The 17,663-nt window shown below is 69.5% G+C and carries 19 protein-coding genes and 1 pseudogene; 9 read left to right on the forward strand and 11 right to left on the reverse strand.

The features are described 5' to 3' along the window. Positions 1 to 114: 114 nt before the first annotated feature. Positions 115 to 462 carry an NAD(P)H-quinone oxidoreductase subunit M gene (locus CJZ86_RS13695; protein WP_094586716.1) on the forward strand — a complete coding sequence of 116 codons (348 nt, stop codon included), beginning with the start codon at positions 115 to 117 and terminating at the stop codon, positions 460 to 462. Further along, positions 459 to 1,190, forward strand: a complete 732-nt coding sequence (locus tag CJZ86_RS13700) for a DUF3172 domain-containing protein (protein ID WP_094586718.1) — start codon at positions 459 to 461, stop codon at positions 1,188 to 1,190. The genes CJZ86_RS13695 and CJZ86_RS13700 overlap by 4 nt, the downstream gene beginning before the upstream one ends. Here the strand turns inward: CJZ86_RS13700 and CJZ86_RS13705 are convergent. After that, positions 1,165 to 2,166, reverse strand: coding sequence for a LysR family transcriptional regulator (locus CJZ86_RS13705; protein ID WP_094586720.1), 1,002 nt, complete (start codon positions 2,164 to 2,166; stop codon positions 1,165 to 1,167). The genes CJZ86_RS13700 and CJZ86_RS13705 overlap by 26 nt on opposite strands. A gap of 119 nt (positions 2,167 to 2,285) precedes the next feature. On the opposite strand from CJZ86_RS13705, the gene CJZ86_RS13710 reads away from it, so the two are divergent. The 6 genes from CJZ86_RS13710 (at position 2,286) to CJZ86_RS13735 (ending at position 9,603) form a co-directional block, all read left to right on the forward strand. Then, the gene (locus CJZ86_RS13710) at positions 2,286 to 3,038 is read left to right on the forward strand and encodes an NnrU family protein (RefSeq protein ID WP_094586722.1); all 753 of its coding nucleotides are present in this window, start codon (positions 2,286 to 2,288) and stop codon (positions 3,036 to 3,038) included. Between the two features lie 97 nt (positions 3,039 to 3,135). Further along, positions 3,136 to 5,148 carry an NAD(P)H-quinone oxidoreductase subunit 5 gene (locus CJZ86_RS13715; RefSeq protein WP_094586724.1) on the forward strand — a complete coding sequence of 671 codons (2,013 nt, stop codon included), beginning with the start codon at positions 3,136 to 3,138 and terminating at the stop codon, positions 5,146 to 5,148. 69 nt (positions 5,149 to 5,217) lie between these two features. Beyond that, the gene (locus tag CJZ86_RS13720) at positions 5,218 to 6,837 is read left to right on the forward strand and encodes an NAD(P)H-quinone oxidoreductase subunit 4 (RefSeq protein ID WP_094586726.1); all 1,620 of its coding nucleotides are present in this window, start codon (positions 5,218 to 5,220) and stop codon (positions 6,835 to 6,837) included. Between the two features lie 144 nt (positions 6,838 to 6,981). Next, positions 6,982 to 7,374 carry a lipopolysaccharide assembly protein LapA domain-containing protein gene (locus CJZ86_RS13725; RefSeq protein ID WP_094586728.1) on the forward strand — a complete coding sequence of 131 codons (393 nt, stop codon included), beginning with the start codon at positions 6,982 to 6,984 and terminating at the stop codon, positions 7,372 to 7,374. A gap of 97 nt (positions 7,375 to 7,471) precedes the next feature. Next, positions 7,472 to 8,374 carry a segregation/condensation protein A gene (locus tag CJZ86_RS13730; RefSeq protein WP_094586730.1) on the forward strand — a complete coding sequence of 301 codons (903 nt, stop codon included), beginning with the start codon at positions 7,472 to 7,474 and terminating at the stop codon, positions 8,372 to 8,374. A 47-nt stretch (positions 8,375 to 8,421) separates the two neighbouring features. Then, the gene (locus CJZ86_RS13735) at positions 8,422 to 9,603 is read left to right on the forward strand and encodes a nucleotidyltransferase family protein (RefSeq protein ID WP_094586732.1); all 1,182 of its coding nucleotides are present in this window, start codon (positions 8,422 to 8,424) and stop codon (positions 9,601 to 9,603) included. Here the strand turns inward: CJZ86_RS13735 and CJZ86_RS13740 are convergent. Beyond that, complete coding sequence (locus CJZ86_RS13740) at positions 9,538 to 10,494, reverse strand: methylenetetrahydrofolate reductase (protein WP_502690439.1); 957 nt, start codon at positions 10,492 to 10,494, stop codon at positions 9,538 to 9,540. The genes CJZ86_RS13735 and CJZ86_RS13740 overlap by 66 nt on opposite strands. 114 nt (positions 10,495 to 10,608) lie before the next feature. Between CJZ86_RS13740 and pedR the strand changes: the two genes are divergently transcribed. Beyond that, entirely contained in the window at positions 10,609 to 10,872 is a 264-nt protein-coding gene (pedR, locus tag CJZ86_RS13745) for a photosynthetic electron transport-dependent transcriptional regulator PedR (RefSeq protein WP_094586736.1), read from the forward strand. Between the two features lie 18 nt (positions 10,873 to 10,890). Here pedR and CJZ86_RS13750 read toward each other — a convergent pair whose 3' ends face one another. From CJZ86_RS13750 to CJZ86_RS13790, 9 genes and pseudogenes are all read right to left on the reverse strand, one after another. Continuing rightward, a complete protein-coding gene (locus tag CJZ86_RS13750; protein ID WP_094586738.1) occupies positions 10,891 to 11,475 on the reverse strand; it encodes a CYTH domain-containing protein in 585 nt (194 codons plus the stop codon). Positions 11,476 to 11,512: 37 nt separating this feature from the next. Further along, on the reverse strand, positions 11,513 to 12,499 hold the full coding sequence (locus tag CJZ86_RS13755; protein ID WP_094586740.1) for an NAD(+) kinase: 987 nt from the start codon (positions 12,497 to 12,499) through the stop codon (positions 11,513 to 11,515). A gap of 27 nt (positions 12,500 to 12,526) precedes the next feature. After that, positions 12,527 to 12,856 carry an NADH-quinone oxidoreductase subunit NuoK gene (nuoK, locus tag CJZ86_RS13760; RefSeq protein ID WP_094586742.1) on the reverse strand — a complete coding sequence of 110 codons (330 nt, stop codon included), beginning with the start codon at positions 12,854 to 12,856 and terminating at the stop codon, positions 12,527 to 12,529. Then, positions 12,853 to 13,479 (reverse strand): NADH-quinone oxidoreductase subunit J, encoded by a 627-nt coding sequence (locus CJZ86_RS13765; RefSeq protein ID WP_094586744.1) that lies wholly within the window; start codon positions 13,477 to 13,479, stop codon positions 12,853 to 12,855. Before CJZ86_RS13765 ends, nuoK begins: the two co-directional genes overlap by 4 nt. Further along, positions 13,479 to 14,081: an NAD(P)H-quinone oxidoreductase subunit I gene (ndhI, locus tag CJZ86_RS13770; RefSeq protein ID WP_094586745.1), complete on the reverse strand. Its 603-nt coding sequence runs from the start codon at positions 14,079 to 14,081 to the stop codon at positions 13,479 to 13,481. The genes CJZ86_RS13765 and ndhI overlap by 1 nt, the downstream gene beginning before the upstream one ends. A 78-nt stretch (positions 14,082 to 14,159) precedes the next feature. Then, positions 14,160 to 15,311: an NADH-quinone oxidoreductase subunit NuoH gene (gene nuoH / locus CJZ86_RS13775; protein WP_094586747.1), complete on the reverse strand. Its 1,152-nt coding sequence runs from the start codon at positions 15,309 to 15,311 to the stop codon at positions 14,160 to 14,162. 51 nt (positions 15,312 to 15,362) lie between these two features. Further along, a complete protein-coding gene (locus tag CJZ86_RS13780) occupies positions 15,363 to 16,505 on the reverse strand; it encodes a citrate synthase (RefSeq protein ID WP_094586749.1) in 1,143 nt (380 codons plus the stop codon). A gap of 143 nt (positions 16,506 to 16,648) precedes the next feature. After that, a complete protein-coding gene (gene sixA / locus CJZ86_RS13785) occupies positions 16,649 to 17,179 on the reverse strand; it encodes a phosphohistidine phosphatase SixA (RefSeq protein ID WP_094586750.1) in 531 nt (176 codons plus the stop codon). A gap of 2 nt (positions 17,180 to 17,181) precedes the next feature. Next, positions 17,182 to 17,663 (reverse strand): annotated as a pseudogene (locus tag CJZ86_RS13790) (DUF3352 domain-containing protein); the annotation flags it as partial.

Genomic DNA, 17,663 nt, shown 5'->3' on the forward strand with positions numbered 1-17,663 from the left:
GACCGGCGCCGGGGGGCCGCGGCGACGGAATCGGCCGCCGACCTACCTAAAGTTGGAGCAGCACTCAATGGGTGCCACCCCCTTCTGACGATCCCCGCCCCCGAGGCCGAGCCCATGGTCGAGACGCTGCTCAAGTCCACCACCCGCCACATCCGGCTGTTCACGGCGCGGGTCGAGAACAACGACCTCATCCCTGACCCGGATCAGCTCACCCTCGACATCGATCCCGACAACGAGTTCCTCTGGGACGAGGCGGCCCTCGAGAAGGTGCGCGCCCGGTTCCGGGAGCTGGTGGCGGCCCAGGCCGGCCAGGAACTGAGCGACTACAGCCTGCGCCGCATCGGCTCCGAGCTCGAGGGGCTGGTGCGTCAGATGCTCCAGGCCGGTGAACTCAGCTACAACCCCGAGGCCCGGGTTCTGAACTACTCGATGGGCCTGCCCCGCAGCCCGGAAACCCTGTGACCCGCTCCCGCAGCAGCGCCGGCCGCCCCGAACCGGGCGGCTACGCGCCCCGACCCGACCGCAACGACCCCCGCAGCGACCGCTACGACGACCGGGCCGATCGCTTCGCCACCGGCTATGACCGCCGGGAGGATCCCCGTTACGGGCCCCAGGGCCGCCGCGGCAGCAACGGTGGCGGCGGCGGCCGGCCCCCCGCCGGCAACGGCGGCGGCGGCGGCGGGGGCGGACCCAACATCCAGCTGAACGTGGCCACGGTGGCGGTGCTGGCCGGCGTGCTGGTGGTGGGCATCGGCATCGGCAGCGCCGTGACCAGCACCACCCAGGGGAACCAGGGCAACATCGCCAGCGCCCAGCAGCTCGACATGGCGGTGCCCGACCCCGAGTTCTGCAAGCAGTGGGGCGCCAGCGCCTTCGTGATGGACATCGAGCTGTACACCACGATGAACCCGAGCAGCAGCTTCGTGACCCAGCCGACCCTCCAGCCCGGTTGCGTCATCCGCCGGGAGAACTGGTCGGTGCTGCAGAAGGAGGGCGCCGTGACCGCCGAGCAGATGCGCCAGTGCAAGCAGCGCATGAACACCTTCGCCTACATCGGCTCGGTGCGCGACAAGCCGATCGTCCGCTGCGTCTACCAGACGGACATCACCGGCAACAAGTTCCAGACCCGCGGGGTCGCCGGCGCCGCCGATGACGCCGTCGGCATCACACCGGAGGCCGATCAGTTCTGAGCCCGTTGCGCTCGGCCAGCCCCGGCGTCGTCTGCACCTGGCGCAGGGGGCTGTCCGGGCTGGCGAACACCGGCAGCACCTCCCGGCGGAAGGCGTCGGCGGCCCGCGAGCAGTAGCGGGCCGGGTGGGTGATCAGCTTCAGCTGGCGCCGCACCATCAGGTCGGCCACCTGGGGCCGGTGCAGGGTGCCGGCGGCCAGCTCCCGCTCGATCGACACCACCGGCAGGAACGCCGCCCCCAGGCCCGCCTGAACGGCGTTCTTGATGGCCTCGAAGGAGTTGAGCTCCATCTCGATCTTGAGCCGCTGCACGTCGAGCTTGGAGCGGCTGAGCAGCTGGTCCACCATCTTGCGGGTGGTGGACTGGGCGTCGAGACAGACGAAGCCGAGGCGGTAGAGATCGTCCTTGGTGAGCTCGGGCAGGCGGGAGAGCGGGTGCTTGGGGGGCAGCACCAGGGCCAGTTCGTCGTTGGCGTAGGGCACCACCTGCAGCAGGTCGTTGAGATCCGCCGGCAGCTCGCCGCCGATGATCGCCAGATCGATCTGCCCGTTGGCCACGCTCCAGCCGGTGCGGCGGGTGCTGTGCACCTGCAGCTGCACCGCCACGTCCGGGTACTTCTGGCGGAACAGGCCGATCATCCGGGGCATCAGATAGGTGCCCGTCGTCTGGCTGGCCCCCACCACCAGGGAGCCGCCGCGCAGGTTGTGGAGATCGTCGAGGGCCCGGCAGGCCTCCTGGCACTGGCTCAGGATCCGGTCGCAGTAGCTGAGCAGCAGGTGGCCGGCTTCGGTGAGCTGGGCCTTGCGGCCGCCGCGGTCGAACAGGGAGACGTCGAGCTGTTTCTCCAGGTTCTGGATCTGCAGACTCACCGCCGGCTGAGTGACGTAGAGGCTGTCGGCCGCCTTCTTGAAGCTGCCCTCACTGGCGATGGCGCGCAGGATGCGCAGCTGGTCGAGGGTGAAAGGCAGATCTGCCATGGGTCGGGGAGGCCGCGGGGGGACCGTTCGCCGGAGCCGGCAGGCCGTGCGGAACTCTAGGGGGCTCGCCCTGTGGCAAGAATCGGCCTGTCACATCCGCTCCAGGACGCCCCATCCCCATGGCCTCGCTTCCCCTGCTGACCGCGGGCCCCCAGCACAGCAGCGTGGTGATGCTGGCCCTGCTGGTGCTCTTCGCCCTGATCCACAGCGGCGGGGCCTCCCTGAGGGTCTGGGGGGAGGAGCGGATCGGGGCCCGGCTCTGGCGCCTGCTGTTCGCCGGGCTCAGCATTCCCTCGGCGGTGGTGGTGGTGGGCTACTTCCTGGCCCACCGTTACGACGGGGTCAGGCTCTGGAACCTGCAGGACCAGCCCTGGGTGGTGCCGCTGGTCTGGACCGGCACGGCCATCAGCTTCCTGTTCCTGTATCCGGCCACCTACAACCTGCTGGAGATCCCGGCGGTGCTCAAGCCCCAGGTGCGTCTGTACGCCACGGGGATCATCCGGGTGAGCCGCCATCCCCAGGCCGTGGGCCAGGTGCTCTGGTGCGCCACCCACCTGCTCTGGATCGGCACCAGCTTCACCCTGGTGGCCTGCGTGGGGCTGATCGGCCACCACCTGTTCGCCGTCTGGAACGGGGACCGGCGCCTGCGCCACCGCTTCGGCGCCGCCTTCGAGGAGCTGCGGGCCTCCACGTCGGTGCTGCCCTTCGCCGCCGTTCTGGACGGCCGCCAGACGCTGGTGCCGGCGGAATTCCTGCGGCCCTCCCAGCTGGGGATCGCCATCGCCATCGGCGTGTTCTGGTGGGCCCACCGCTGGATCGGCCTCGGCGCCACCACCTTCTCGCGCACGGCCCTCGCCCACTGGCTGGGCTGAAGCCCCCACCAGCCGGCGGGGGTCGATGGGCAGGCCACCACAGAGGCGGAGCCAGGCCGACGGGCCTGCCTAAACTCGCGCCAACAGAGCCCCCAGGATGCCCGCCGCTTCCGAACTTGCCTGGCTGATCCCGGTGCTTCCCCTGCTGGGGGCCTGCCTCACCGGGCTGGGGCTGATCACTTTCAACCGCACCGTCAACCGCCTGCGCAAGCCGGTGGCCCTGCTGCTGATCACCAGCGTGGGCATGGCCGCGGTGCTGAGCTTCGCGATCCTGGCCGAGCAGCTGGCCGGGGCCGGTGCCACGGAGGTGCTGTTCGACTGGGCCGGCGCCGGCACCTTCCACCTGCAGATGGGCTTCCGCGTCGACGCCCTCGGGGCGGTGATGCTGTCGCTGGTCACCACCATCGCCCTGCTGGTGATGGTCTATTCCGACGGCTACATGGCCCACGACAAGGGCTATGTCCGCTTCTTCACCTACCTGGCCCTCTTCAGCAGCTCGATGCTGGGGCTGGTGATCAGCCCCAACCTGCTCGAGATCTACGTGTTCTGGGAGCTGGTGGGCATGTGCTCCTACCTGCTCGTCGGCTTCTGGTACGACCGTGACGCCGCCGCCAACGCCGCCCAGAAGGCCTTCGTGGTCAACCGGGTCGGCGACTTCGGCCTGCTGCTGGGGATCCTGGGCCTGTTCTGGGCCACCGGCAGCTTCGGCTTCGAGGAGATCGGTGAACGTCTCTCGGCCGCCGTCGCCGGTGGCGGCCTGCCCACCGGGGTGGCCGTGCTGCTCTGCCTGCTGGTGTTCATGGGTCCGATGGCCAAGTCGGCCCAGTTCCCCCTGCATGTGTGGCTGCCCGACGCCATGGAGGGCCCCACCCCCATCTCGGCCCTGATCCACGCCGCCACGATGGTGGCGGCCGGCGTGTTTCTGGTGGCCCGGCTGCAGCCGGTCTACGAGCCCTTTCCGCAGGTGCAGCTGGTGATCGCCGTGATCGGCACCATCACCCTGTTCCTGGGGGCCTCGATCGCCCTCACCCAGATGGATCTGAAGAAGGGGCTGGCCTACAGCACCGTCTCCCAGCTCGGCTACATGATGCTGGCCATGGGCTGCGGCGCCCCGGTGGCGGGCATGTTCCACCTGGTCACCCACGCCTTCTTCAAGGCGATGCTGTTCCTGGGCTCCGGCTCGGTGATCCACGCCATGGAGGAGGTGGTGGGCCACGAGCCGGTGCTGGCCCAGGACATGCGCCTGATGGGCGGCCTGCGCCAATACATGCCCATCACCTCCGCCACCTTCCTGATCGGCTGCATTGCGATCAGCGGCATCCCCCCCCTGGCGGGTTTCTGGAGCAAGGACGAGATCCTCGGCCAGGCCTTCAACAGCTTCCCGCTGCTCTGGGCCATGGGCTTCCTGACCGCCGGGATGACCGCCTTCTACATGTTCCGCCTCTATTTCCTCACGTTTGAGGGCTCCTTCCGCGGCCAGGACGCCGGCATCCGCGCCCAGCTGCTGAGCGCCGCCGGCCAGCCCTCCGGCGGATCCGCCGACGACGACCACCACGCCCACGCCAGCCACCCGCACGAGTCGGGCTGGCAGATGGCGGCCCCCCTGGTGGTGCTGGCGGTGCCGTCGGTGCTGATCGGCCTGCTCGGCACCCCCTGGAACAGCCGCTTCGGCAACCTCGTCGACCCCGTCGAGGCCGCCGAGGTGGCCAAGGAGTTCAGCTGGGGCGAGTTCCTGCCCCTGGCGGGCGCCTCGGTGGCCATCTCCAGCCTCGGCATCGGCCTGGCGGTGCTCGCCTACGCCCTGCACCGCATCGACCTGGGCACCGCCGTGGCGGGTCGCTTCCCGGCCATCAACCGGTTCCTGGCCAACAAGTGGTACCTCGATGCCATCAACGAGAAGCTGTTCGTGCAGGGCAGCCGCCGCCTGGCCCGCCAGGTGCTCGACGTCGACTCCAAGGTGGTGGATGGGGTGGTCAACCTCACCGGCCTGCTCACCCTGGGCAGCGGCGAGGGCCTGAAGTACTTCGAGACCGGCCGGGTCCAGTTCTATGCCCTGATCGTCTTCGGCGGCGTCATCGGCCTGGTGCTCCTGTTCAGCGCCTTCGGCTGAGTCCCTCTGTGTGTGACAACGCCCATCCGGTGGGTGTGTCGGAGGCAGGGATTTCTACACTCCGGCCAGATGGACAGCACCGTTTCTGTGCCCTTTCCCTGGCTGAGCACCGCGATTCTGTTCCCGATCGGCGCCGCTCTGCTGATCCCCTTCGTGCCCGACAAGGGCGATGGCAAGCAGGTCCGCTGGTACGCCCTCGGCGTCGCCCTCACCACCTTCCTGGTGACCGTGGCGGCCTACCTGCGCGGCTATGACCCGGCCGATCCCGGCCTGCAGCTGGTGGAGCGGGTGCAGTGGCTGCCCGACCTGGGGCTGGCCTGGTCGGTGGGGGCCGACGGCCTCTCGATGCCGCTGATCCTGCTCACCAGCTTCATCACCTCCCTGGCCTGCCTGGCCGCCTGGCCGGTCACCTTCAAGCCCAAGCTCTTCTACTTCCTGCTCCTGGCCATGGACGGCGGCCAGATCGCCGTGTTCGCCGTGCAGGACATGCTCCTGTTCTTCCTGGCCTGGGAGCTGGAACTGCTGCCGGTGTACCTGCTGCTGGCCATCTGGGGCGGCAAGAAGCGCCAGTACGCCGCCACCAAGTTCATCCTCTACACCGCCGGCAGCTCGCTGTTCATCCTCCTGGCGGGCCTGGCGATGGCCTTCTACGGCGGCGGCGCCCCCAGCTTCGAGTACACCGTGCTGGCGGCCAAGGAGTTCGGCACGGGCTTCCAGGTGCTCTGCTACGCGGCCCTGCTGATTGCCTTCGGCGTCAAGCTGCCGGTGGTGCCCCTGCACACCTGGCTGCCCGATGCCCACGGTGAGGCCACCGCGCCGGTGCACATGCTGCTGGCGGGCATCCTGCTGAAGATGGGCGGCTACGCGCTGCTGCGCTTCAACGTGCAGCTGCTGCCCGAGGCCCACGTCCAGTTCGCCCCCCTGCTGGTGATCCTCGGGGTGGTCAACATCATCTACGCCGCCCTCACCTCCTTCGCCCAGCGCAACCTCAAGCGCAAGATCGCCTACAGCTCGATCAGCCACATGGGCTTCGTGCTGATCGGCATCGGCAGCTTCAGCGCCCTGGGCACCAGCGGCGCCATGCTCCAGATGATCAGCCACGGCCTGATCGGGGCCAGCCTGTTCTTCCTGGTGGGGGCCACCTACGACCGCACCCACACCCTCCAGCTCGACGAAATGGGCGGGGTGGGCCAGAAGATGCGCAAGATGTTCGCCCTCTGGACCGTCTGCTCCCTGGCCTCCCTCGCCCTGCCGGGCATGAGCGGCTTCGTCTCCGAGCTGATGGTGTTCGTGGGCTTCGCCACCAGTGAGGCCTACAGCCTCAGCTTCCGCATCGTCATCGCCGTCCTGGCGGCCATCGGCGTGATCCTCACCCCCATCTACCTGCTGTCGATGCTGCGGGAGATCTTCTTCGGCAAGGAGAACCCCGAGCTGGCCTCCCACACCCACCTGGTCGACGCCGAGCCGCGGGAGATCTACGTCATCTCCTGCCTGCTGGTGCCGATCATCGGCATCGGCCTCTACCCGCGCCTGGTCACCGACAGCTACCAGGCCGCGATCGAGGCCCTGGTGGAGCGGGAGTCCGTCGCCCTGGTGAAGGTGGGCCGCGCCCCGGTCCCGGCGGTGATGGCCACCGGCGCCTTCGGCCACCTGCCGCCTGCCCTGCTGCACGCCCCGGCCCTCGGCTGAGCCCAGGCCGTCCGCTGAGCCCCGTCCACGCCACGGCGGTGGGCCGCCTGGGGGCCGGTTACGAAACCCTGCGCAGGCCCGGGGCCATGGCGCCATCCTCCGGGGAGGATGCCTACGCTCCTCCATCGCACAGCGAGGGTCTCCATGCGGCAGATCAACTTCCTTCTGATCTTCAGCTTCGGCTTGGCCACGGTGATGTTCACCCTGGAGAACACCACCGCCACCACGGTGCATTTCCTGCCGGGCGTGAGCACCACCCTGCCGCTGGCGGCCCTGCTGCTGCTGGTGGGCGGTCTCGGTGCCACCGCCGCCTGGATCTACGCCGTCTGGAGCGGCGTGGTGCGCAAGGTGGAAACCCTGCAGACCGCCGGCGAAGCGGAGGCCCAGCAGGTGCGGATCAGCGAGCTGGAAAACGATCTGCGCCGCTACCGGGCCACCGTGGATGCCCAGCTGGGGCTGCTGCCTGCCGCCGGCGAGAGCTCGGCGTCGTCCCGTGATGAGGGGGGCGACGGCAGCCTCTCGCTGGCCGCCGACTGAGGCCCTGGGGCCGGTTCGGTCATCACCGCGACTGGTGCCATCGGGCCGCAGCCGGTAGCTTGCCCAGGGACGGCACCCTCCGAGCAGGACATCGCGCGTGGCAGAAGCGGGCGCCAGACTCGCCATCCGGTTGCTCCAGGACGCGGCCGAACGGGGCGACATCGATCCCTGGGACGTCGATGTGATCGCCGTCGTCGACGGTTTCCTCGACCAGCTGCGCCAGCGCATCGAGCTGCCCAGGCGCCTGGCCCCCCAGGGAGGGAGCTACGAACGGGATCTGGCCGAGTCCAGCGAGGCCTTCCTGGCCGCCTCGGTGCTGGTGGGGCTCAAGGCGGAACTGCTGGAATCGGCCACCTTCCCGCCCGAGCCGCTGCTGGAGGACCCCTTCGACGCCGAGGAGGACGGCGGCTGGGACCCCTCGGCGGTGGCCCTGCCGCGGCGGCCCGAACGGCACCTGCAGCGCCGGCCGGTGGCGCCACCCCCCCTGCAGCGCCCCGTCACCCTGGGGGAACTGATCCGCCAGCTCGAGGACATCGCCGAGCGGCTCGAGCAGGAGGGAGGGGAAGGGCGGCACAGGCCCCGCGCCCGCCGTTACAGCGAACGGGCGGCGATCGCCCAGGTGGCCTCCCTGGCCCACCGGGAGAAACTGCCGGAGACCACCGCCGCCCTGAGCCGCTTCCTGCTGGCGTGGGAGCCCACCGCCGAGGCCCTCGCGTGGGTGACCTTCGACGCCCTGGTGGGCGCCTGGGCGGAGGCCCTGGCCAGCCTCACCGCCGGCTCTGCGGAGGACGCCGATCTGGACAGCGATCGGGTGGGGGTGTTCTGGGCCCTGCTGTTCCTCTCCTCCCAGGGCAAGGTGGAACTGGCCCAGGAGGGCGGCCTCTACGGTCCCCTCAGCCTGCGCCGCCGCGGGGAGGAACGGGTCGAAGCGCTCAGCCTGCCGCGGCTGCCGGGGCAGGGGTCAGATAGGGGGCCGGCTCTGGAGGCAGTGGCCGCCTGAGTTTTCTCCGTAGGGTGGGTCTTCACCTCCGACCTGAAACGACGCCGATGAAGGCGATGATCCTGGCGGCAGGCAAGGGAACAAGGGTGCGTCCGATCACGCACACAACGCCCAAGCCGATGATTCCGATCCTCCAGAAACCCGTGATGGAGTTTCTGCTCGAGTTGCTCCGGGAGCACGGTTTCAACGAAATCATGGTCAATGTCTCCCACCTTTCGGAGGAGATCGAGAACTACTTTCGCGACGGCCAGCGCTTTGATGTCCAGATCGCCTACAGCTTCGAGGGACGCATCAAGGACGGTGAGCTGATCGGCGAAGCCATGGGTTCGGCCGGAGGCCTCAAGAAGATCCAGGACTTCCAGTCCTTCTTCGACGACACCTTCGTGGTGCTCTGCGGCGATGCCCTCATCGATCTCGACCTCACCGAAGCCGTGCGGCGACATCGTGAGAAGGGGGCCATGGCCAGCCTGATCACCAAACGGGTGCCCCGCGACCAGGTGAGCAGCTACGGGGTGGTGGTGACCGACGAAGCCGGCCGGGTGCTCTCCTTCCAGGAGAAGCCGTCGGTGGAAGAGGCCGCCAGCGACATGATCAACACCGGCATCTACATCTTCGAACCGGCCGTCCTGGATTTCATCCCCAGCGGCGAACCCTTCGACATCGCCGCCGACCTGTTTCCCAGGCTGGTGGAATCCGGGGCCCCCTTCTACGCCCTGCCCATGGAATTCGAGTGGGTGGACATCGGCAAGGTGCCGGATTACTGGCAGGCGATCCGCAGCGTGCTGCAGGGGGATGTGCGCCAGGTGCAGATTCCTGGCAAGCAGGTCCGCCCCGGCATCTATGCAGGCCTCAACGTGGCGGCCGACTGGGACCAGATCCACGTCGAGGGGCCGATCTTCGTGGGCGGCATGACCCGCATCGAGAACGGCGTCACGATCATCGGGCCGGCCATGATCGGGCCGAGCTGCCACATCTGCGAAGGGGCCACGATCGACAACTCGATCATCTTCGACTACTCCCGGATCGGCCCCGGGGTCCAGCTCGTCGAGAAGCTGGTCTACGGCCGCTACTGCGTCGACCGCAACGGCGACCACTTCGATCTCCAGGAGGCCGCCCTCGACTGGCTGATCACCGATTCGCGCCGCCAGGACGTGGGCACCCCCTCACCGCAGCAGAAGGCCATGGCCGAGCTGCTGGGCACCGACCTCGCCGCCAGCGGCGCCCCCTAGGCCCGCCAGCCGCAGGATCTGGGGAATGCGGTGTTCGGCCTTGATGGCCATCAGGTGCACCCCCTGGGCGATGGAGCGGTAAGCGGCCACCTGTTCGGCGGCGATCGCCACCCCCTCCGCCGCCGGATCGGCCGCGCCGGCGAGGCGGTCGATCAGGGACTGGGGGATGCAGGCCCCCGGCACGACGCGGTTGATGAACTGGGCATTGCGGGCCGACTTGAGCAGAAACACCCCGGCCAGCACCGGCAGTCCGAGGGGGCCGGTGATCTCCTCCACGAAGCGGCGCAGGGCGGCCGCATCCATCACCATCTGGGTCTGGAGGAAACGGGCGCCCGCCTCCTGCTTGCGGCGCACCCTGGAGAGAAGCCCACTCCAGCTCCGCGACTGGGGATCGGCGGCGGCGCCGGGGAAGAGGGCCGTGGCCCCATCCGGCAGCTCCCCCTTCACCGGATCCTCGCCGGCGTTGAGGCCCCGCACCAGCTGCAGCAGCCGCACCGCCTCCAGCTCGTTCACCGCCCGGACCCCGGGCTGATCGCCGGCCCGCACCGGGTCACCGGTGAGGCAGAGCAGGTTGCGGATGCCGAGGGCATGGGCGCCGAGCAGATCAGCCTGCAAGGCGATGCGGTTGCGGTCGCGGCATGTCATCTGCAGCACCGGCTCGATGCCGGCCTCCAGCAGCAGACGGCACACCGCCAGGCTGCTCATCCGCATCACGGCCCGGCTGCCATCGGTGACGTTGACCGCATGCACCAGACCCCGCAGCGCCGTCGCCGCCTCGAGGGTGCGCGTGGCATCGCCCCCCCGGGGCGGTGTCACCTCCGCCGTCACGGCGAACCGACCGTCCGCCAGGGCCTGTCGAAGCTGCAACGGCCATCTCCAAGACAGGGGCATCATGGAGCAGCCGCTGCCTAGAGTGAAACAGCCCTCGCCGAGGAGCCGATGGCTGAGCGCAGGTCCATGGCGGCTTCCAGCTCACTGTCCCCATCCCCGTCCCTGGAGCGGCCCATGGTGCATCCACACAGCGAGTTATCTGAGCGGGAAATCGAGATCATCGAGCTGGTGGCCACAGGACTGACCAACCTCGAGATCGCCGGCCAGCTCACCATCAGCAAGCGCACGGTCGACAACCACGTCAGCAACATCTTCACCAAGACCGGCGCCAAGAACCGGGTGGCCCTGCTGAACTGGGCGATGGATCACGGCAAGATCTGCCGTGACGGATTCAACTGCTGCGCCCTGCCCCCTGACGCCGGCACCGGCCCCGGCTGAGCGGCACCGGTGGGGTCCTCAGTCGGGTCCTCCGTGGGCCTGGACCAGCAGGGCCTGCCGGTCGGCCTCCGGCCACATCGCCAGGGGACGGTGTGCCAGGGCGGCATTGCTGAGCTCACGGCGGCCGGTGATCTCCAGGGCGCACCAGGGGGGAACGGCCACCGGCTGGTCGGCGCGCTCCAGTTCCACCTCCGCCACCACCAGGGGCGCATTGGCCCCCTCGAACACATCCAGGACCCAGTCGCCCCCGGGCAGGTCCAGGCCGAAGCGGATCTTGCCGAGCCGATGGTCGCACCGCTCCAGCAGGGCCTCGGCGTCGTCGGCCGGAATCGGATACTCGTACTCCTGCCGCGTCAGGGCCTGACCGGCCGCCGGGATCGGCTCCCCATGCTCCGGCCCCATCAGGCCCCCGCCGGCGGCCGGCAGCTTGAGGGTGAGGAAGGCCGCCATCGGGCCCTCCGGGGGGCGGGCCAGCCGCACCCGCAGGGTGAGGTCGTCACGGCCGCTGGCCAGATACCCCTGGCGGATCAGGTTCTCTCCGACCGCATGGGGGCGCCACAGCTCGCCACGGACGAGGAAGCGGCGCTCGATTTCCAGGGCCATGGGTCAGGGTGGGCGTCGGGGCGTGGATGGGCGCGGATCAGTTGCGGGACGGCTCGCCGGCGGTGAGGCTGCCGGCCCAGTGGAGCTTGTGGGTGAGGGTGCTGTAGTACGAGGGGCTCTGCTCGAGCTGGAGCATCAGCACCGGATGGCGGCCCCGCTGCAGGACGCAGCGATCCCCGGGTTCCAGCACGGTGGCATGGGCCCCGTCCTTCCAGAGCTTCACCCGGCGGCTGGCCTCCCCCAGGGGCCACACCGACAGCCTGGAGCCGGGGGGCACCACCACCGCCCGGCTGGAGAGACTCATCGGGCAGATCGGCGTGACCACGATCGCTTCGATGCCCGGGTGGAGGATCGGCCCCCCGGCGGCCATCGCGTAGCCCGTGGAGCCGGTGGGGGTGGCGATGATCAGCCCGTCTCCCCGGTACTGATCCACCACCTCCCCGTCGATCTCGAGTTCGAGCATGCAGGTGGGGGAGAGCTCGTCGAGGGCGGGACGGAAGTAGAAGTCATTGAGGGCCGTGTGGGGGCCATCGCCGCCCCCGCTGAGGTCGACGTCGGAGGCCACGTCCCCCTCCTGGGGCACGCCGTCGCCGCGGTCGACCCGGGCCTCCAGCATCATGCGCCGCTCGATCGCGAAGCGGTCGTCGCGCAGGCGCTGCCAGAGGGTGTCGTCCGGATCGTGGCCCGGCTCCCCGTGGCCGTCGCCCTGCAGCCTGAGCAGGCGCCGCTCGTGGGTGAGGAAGCCCAGGTGGCCGCCGACGTTGAAGCTGAGCACCGGCACCCCGTAGCTGGCCAGATGACGGGCCGCGGCCAGCACGGTGCCGTCTCCGCCGAGCACAACGGCCAGATCCGGCAGCTCGGCCTCGGTGGCCAGAAGGCCGGGGAAGGGGTTCAGCCCCAGCCCGCTGACGGCGGTGGTGACGCTGGCCCCCTGGGAGCGCAGGTCCTGGGCACAGCGACGGGCCTGGCGCTGGGCAGCCTGGCTGCCCTTGCGCAGGATCAGCCAGACCCTCTCAAGCCGCATGGGCGGAAGCCGGGGACGCTGGCACCGCTACCAGCGCAGCAGGTTGAAGCGCTCCATGTCGACGGTTTCGCGGTTGCGATAGAGCGACAGCAGGATGGCCAGACCGACGGCCGCCTCGGCCGCGGCCACGGTGATCACGAAGATCGCGAACACCTGCCCCCGGATCAGCTGACCATCGAGGTAGTCGGAGAAGGCCATCAGGTTGATGTTGACGGCGTTGAGCATCAGCTCGATGCTCATCAGCACCCGCACGGCATTGCGGCTGTTGATCAGCCCCCAGACACCGACGCAGAACAGCATGGCCGCGACGGCGAGAAAGGCCTCGAGGGGGATCGGGGAGGCGGCGTCGGAGATCATGGCTTGGTGAGCAGGGTGGGGGCGTTGGCGGACGTCTCGATCAGCAGGGGGGTGCGATCCTTCTCGATCAGACCCTGATCGGCCGGCTCACCGGTGATCACGTCGGTGCTGAAGACGTCGCGGCGGGCCAGGACGATGGCCCCGATCATGGCCATCAGCAGCAGCACCGACGCCAGCTCGAAGGGCAGGAGATAGTCGGTGAAGAGGTGCTCGCCGATGCGGATGGTGGCTTCCTCGCCGACCGGCGTGGGGCCCGGCAGCGCCCATGGGGTGGTGAAGGCCACCCGCAGCAGCAGGGCGAACAGGCCGGCGCAGACGGCGCCGGACAGGAGACGGCGGACCAGCAGGCCGGGGATCGCGGCGAGGGTTTCCTTCTTGTTCACGAGCATGATCGCGAACAGGATCAGGACATTGACCGCCCCGACGTAGACGAGGATCTGGGCGGCCGCGACGAAGCTGGCATTGAGCAGCAGGTAGAGGCCGGCCACCGAGAGGAAGACGCCGCCGAGCAAGAAGGCGGAATAGACGATGTTGGGCAGCAGGACAACGCCCAGGGAGCCGATCACCGTGGTGGCCGAGAGCACCAGGAAACAGATCTGCTGGGTGGTGGAGGCGATCGACATCAGGACTCTGCGGTGCTGTCGGAGGGGAGGGTTTCCAGCACCTGGGACGGCAGCCGGCCGGCCCGGGGCTCGCTGGCGGGAACCCCATGGGGATCCATGGCGCCCTTGGGAAGGTAGGCCAGTTCCCGCAGGGCGAACACCGCCGGGTCGGAGGTGACGCTGGTGGGAAGGCGACCGAGGGCGACGTTGTCGTAGTTGAGGCTGTGACGATCGAAGGCCGCCAGCTCGTACTCCTCGGTCATGGAGAGGCAGTTGGTGGGGCAGTACTCCACGCAGTTGCCGCAGAAGATGCACACCCCGAAATCGATCGAGTAGTTGCGCAGCTCCTTCTTCTTGGTGGCCTTGTTCATCACCCAGTCCACAACGGGCAGGTTGATGGGGCAGACCCTCACGCACACCTCGCAGGAGATGCACTTGTCGAGCTCGTAGTGGATCCGGCCCCGGTACCGCTCGGAGGGGATCAGCTTCTCGTAGGGGTACTGGACCGTGATCGGCCGCCGCCGCAGGTGATCGAAGGTGACCGCCAGCCCCTGGGTCATCGTCTGGGCCGCGCTCACCGCCTCCCGGGTGTAATCACCGACTTGCTTGAGAAACCCGAACATGGCTGGGGCGTGGGGGTTACGGGATGGGGACCATGATGGCCCCGAGGGGGCCGCTGTGTTGGTATCCGGGGAACGGGTTCAGCCGCCGAAGGCCACCGGGAAGGCCAGCTTGAGGCCGGCGGTGACCAGGAGGTTGACCAGGGCGATCGGCAGCAGGAACTTCCAGCCCAGGTCGAGCAGCTGGTCGATCCGCACCCGCGGAGTGGTCCAGCGCAGCAGGATCGCGAAGAACACCAGCAGATAGGCCTTGATGATCGTGCTGACGATGCCGATCGAGCCGGTGATCACCTGGACCAGCGGGGCGTCGGGGGAGAGACCCAGCCAGCCGGTGATCCACTCGACGGGCAGCGGGAAGCCCCAGCCGCCCAGGTAGAGCACCGACACCAGCAGGGCCGAGAGCACCAGGTTGATGTAGCTGCCCAGGTAGAAGAGGGCGAACTTCATGCCGGAGTACTCGGTCTGATAGCCGGCCACCAGCTCCTCCTCCGCCTCCGGAAGGTCAAAGGGGAGGCGCTCACATTCCGCCAGGGCACAGATCCAGAAGATCACGAAACCGACGGGCTGACGCCAGATGTTCCAGCTGAAGATGCCGGCCCCGGTCTGCTGGGCGACGATGTCGACGGTGCTGAGGGAGTTGCTCATCATCACCACCGCCAGCACCGCCAGGGCCAGGGGGATCTCGTAGCTGATCGACTGGGCGGCGGCCCGCAGACCACCCAGCAGGGAGTACTTGTTGTTGCTGGAGTAGCCGCTCATCAGCAGGCCGATGGGCTGGATGCTGCTCAGGGCGATCCACAGGAAGATGCCCACCCCCACATTGCTGATCAGGAGGTTCTGGCCGAAGGGCACCACCAGCCAGGACAGGATCACGGGCACCACCACCAGCACGGGGCCGAGGCTGAACAGCAGGCCATCGGCCCGGGCCGGGATGATGTCCTCCTTGAAGACGAGCTTGAGGCCATCGGCCAGGGGCTGGAGCACCCCCAGGGCGCCGGCGTACTCAGGGCCAATGCGCTGCTGCACGGCCGCCGAGATCTTGCGCTCGAGCCAGACACTCACCAGCACGCCGACGACGGCCCCCACCAGCACCAGCACCATCGGCAGGGGCAGCCACAGCAGGCGGGCCGCCCCGGGGGTGAGGCCCATGGCCTGGGCGAGGTCGAGGAAGCTCGACTGGAGGTCGAGACCGGGGGGAGCAACGGCGGCACCCAGCAGGCCAGTGGACAGCATCAGAGAACTCCGTTGGGGGGGAACCTAGGGGGAAACGGGTCAGCCAGTGACTCAGCCAGGAACCGGACGGCTTTCCAGGGGGAGCCAGCCCCGCTCGGTGGGGCCGGTGTAGATCTGCGAGGGACGGTAGATGCGGTTGGCACCCAGTTGTTCCTTCCAGTGGGCCAGCCATCCTGCCGTACGGGCGATGGCGAAGATGGGGGTGAACAGGTCGCGGGGAATACCGAGCTTCCGGTAGACGAGACCGGAGTAGAAGTCGACGTTGGGGTAGATGCCCTTCGGCCCCAGCCGCCGGCCGGCCACCTCCTCCAGCTTGAGGGCCACGTCGTACATGGCGTCGTGGCCGAAGCGCTGGAAGAGCTCCTCCGCCAGACCCTGCAGGATCACGGCCCGGGGATCCTTGACCCGGTACTCCCGGTGGCCGAAGCCCATGATCTTCTGCTTCTGGGCGATGGCCCGGTCGAGCCAGGGTTCCACCTGGTCGATGCTGCCGATCTGGTCGAGCATGTCGAGCACATCCTCGTTGGCGCCGCCGTGCAGGGGGCCGGCCAGGGTGCCCACCGCCGAGGCCACCACCGCGTAGGGGTCGGTGAGGGTGCTGGCCGTGACCCGGGCGCTGAAGGTGCTGGCGTTGAGGCTGTGCTCGGCGTGCAGGATCAGGCAGGCGTCGAAGATCCGCGCCGCCAGTGGGTCGGGCTCCCGCTCGGTGAGCATGTAGAGGAAGTTGGCCGAGTAGGCCAGGTCGTCCCGGGGCTGGATCGGGTCCTGGCCCTTCCGGATCAGCTGGAACGCCGCCACCATCGTCGGGATCTTGGCGATCAGCCGCACCACCGCATCGACGATGTACTGGGGGTCGTAGAGGGCGCGGCGGGAATAGAAGAGCCCCAGGGAGGCCGCGCTGGCCTGCAGGGCATCCATCGGATGGCCCGTGGCCGGGAAGCACTTCATCATGTCGCGGATGCGGAAGCTGAGCCGCCGGTGCATCTGCACCTCCTGCTCGAACTCCCGCAGCTGGAAGATGGTGGGCAGCTCACCCCAGATCAGCAGGTAGGCGGTCTCCAGAAAGCTGCTCTGGCTCGCCAGCTGCTCGATCGGGTAGCCCCGGTAGGTGAGCAGGCCCCGCTGGCCTTCGATGTCGCACACCGCCGACTGGGTGGCCGGCACCCCTTCCAGACCGGGGCGGAACGTGGGCATGGCCGGCGCCGGGGGCGATGGAGAGGGAGGGGTGCCCTGAGGGTCGTTGGCCTCTGGGGTGCTCACCGCCGCCATGCCGAATCCTGTGGATGGGATGAACTTAGGCGCAGGAACGGGCTTCTGCCGTAGCGCCGGCTGCCGGCTCAGGGGCGGGGCAGCCAGAGCTTCGGCCGCACCAGCCATTCCAGACGGGCGCTGCCGGCCAGCGCCGCCCCGGCCGGCACCACGGGCAGGCGCAGCAGGGCCAGGCCCGCCTTGCGCAGGGTGATGGCCCCGGGCGGCGCCCCCAGGAGGCGGGCCGCCAGCAGCCCCAGGTCCGGTTCATGGCCCACCAGCAACAGCCGGAAGGGCGCCGCCACGTCCCCCTCCGCCAGGGTCCGCCAGGCCGGCAGCAGGGGCAGGGGGTCACCCCCCGGCTCCAGGGCCTGGGCCAGTTCCAGGGCCGGGGCCAGCCCGGCCTCGCGGGCGATCTCCCCGGTCTGCCGGGCGCGGGCCAGGGGGCTGGAGAGCAGGCGATCGGCCCGCAGCCCCAGGCCGGCGGCCCGCTCCAGCACGGCCCGGGTGCGGGCCCGGCCGGCGGCGGTGAGTTCCCGCTCGGCGTCGACGCGGTCAGGGCTGCGCTCCTCGGCGATGCCATGGCGCAGCAGCAGCAGGTCCCAGCCCAGAGACGCCATGGTCAGGCGTCCCCGAAGTCGAGACGGGCGTCCACCGCCAGCACCCCGGACTCCCCCGTCAGGGCCAGGGCCAGCCCCGCCACCGGGTCACTGAGGGGGCCTCCGGCCAGGGCGGTGAGGCGCTGCCACGGCTGCCAGGAGGCCAGCAGGTCGCGGGCCCGCGGACCATCGAGGGCCCACTGCAAGGCCGCCGCCGGGGCCGCGAGGACCTCCAGCGGGTCCTTGGGCTGTGCAGCGCCCTTCGAACCCGGTGCGTCGAGGCTCTCCAGCTGCCCCAGGGACTCCCCCCACCAGGCCTGGTCGCCCCGTTGCCAGCGCCAGCCCAGCAGGGGGGCCTGCAGCTGCTCGGCCCTGTCGTCGCGGCGGCCGGTGCCGGCCCGCAGCCGCGTCCAGACCTGCAGCGAGCGGCCCTCCACGTCCAGGGGAGCGGCGATCAGGCCATCGGCCGCCAGGGAGGCCTCGACGGCGGCCGCCGCCGGGCGAT

It is taken from the genome of Synechococcus sp. BO 8801, assembly GCF_002252675.1.
Taxonomy (GTDB): Bacteria; Cyanobacteriota; Cyanobacteriia; order PCC-6307; family Cyanobiaceae; genus Cyanobium.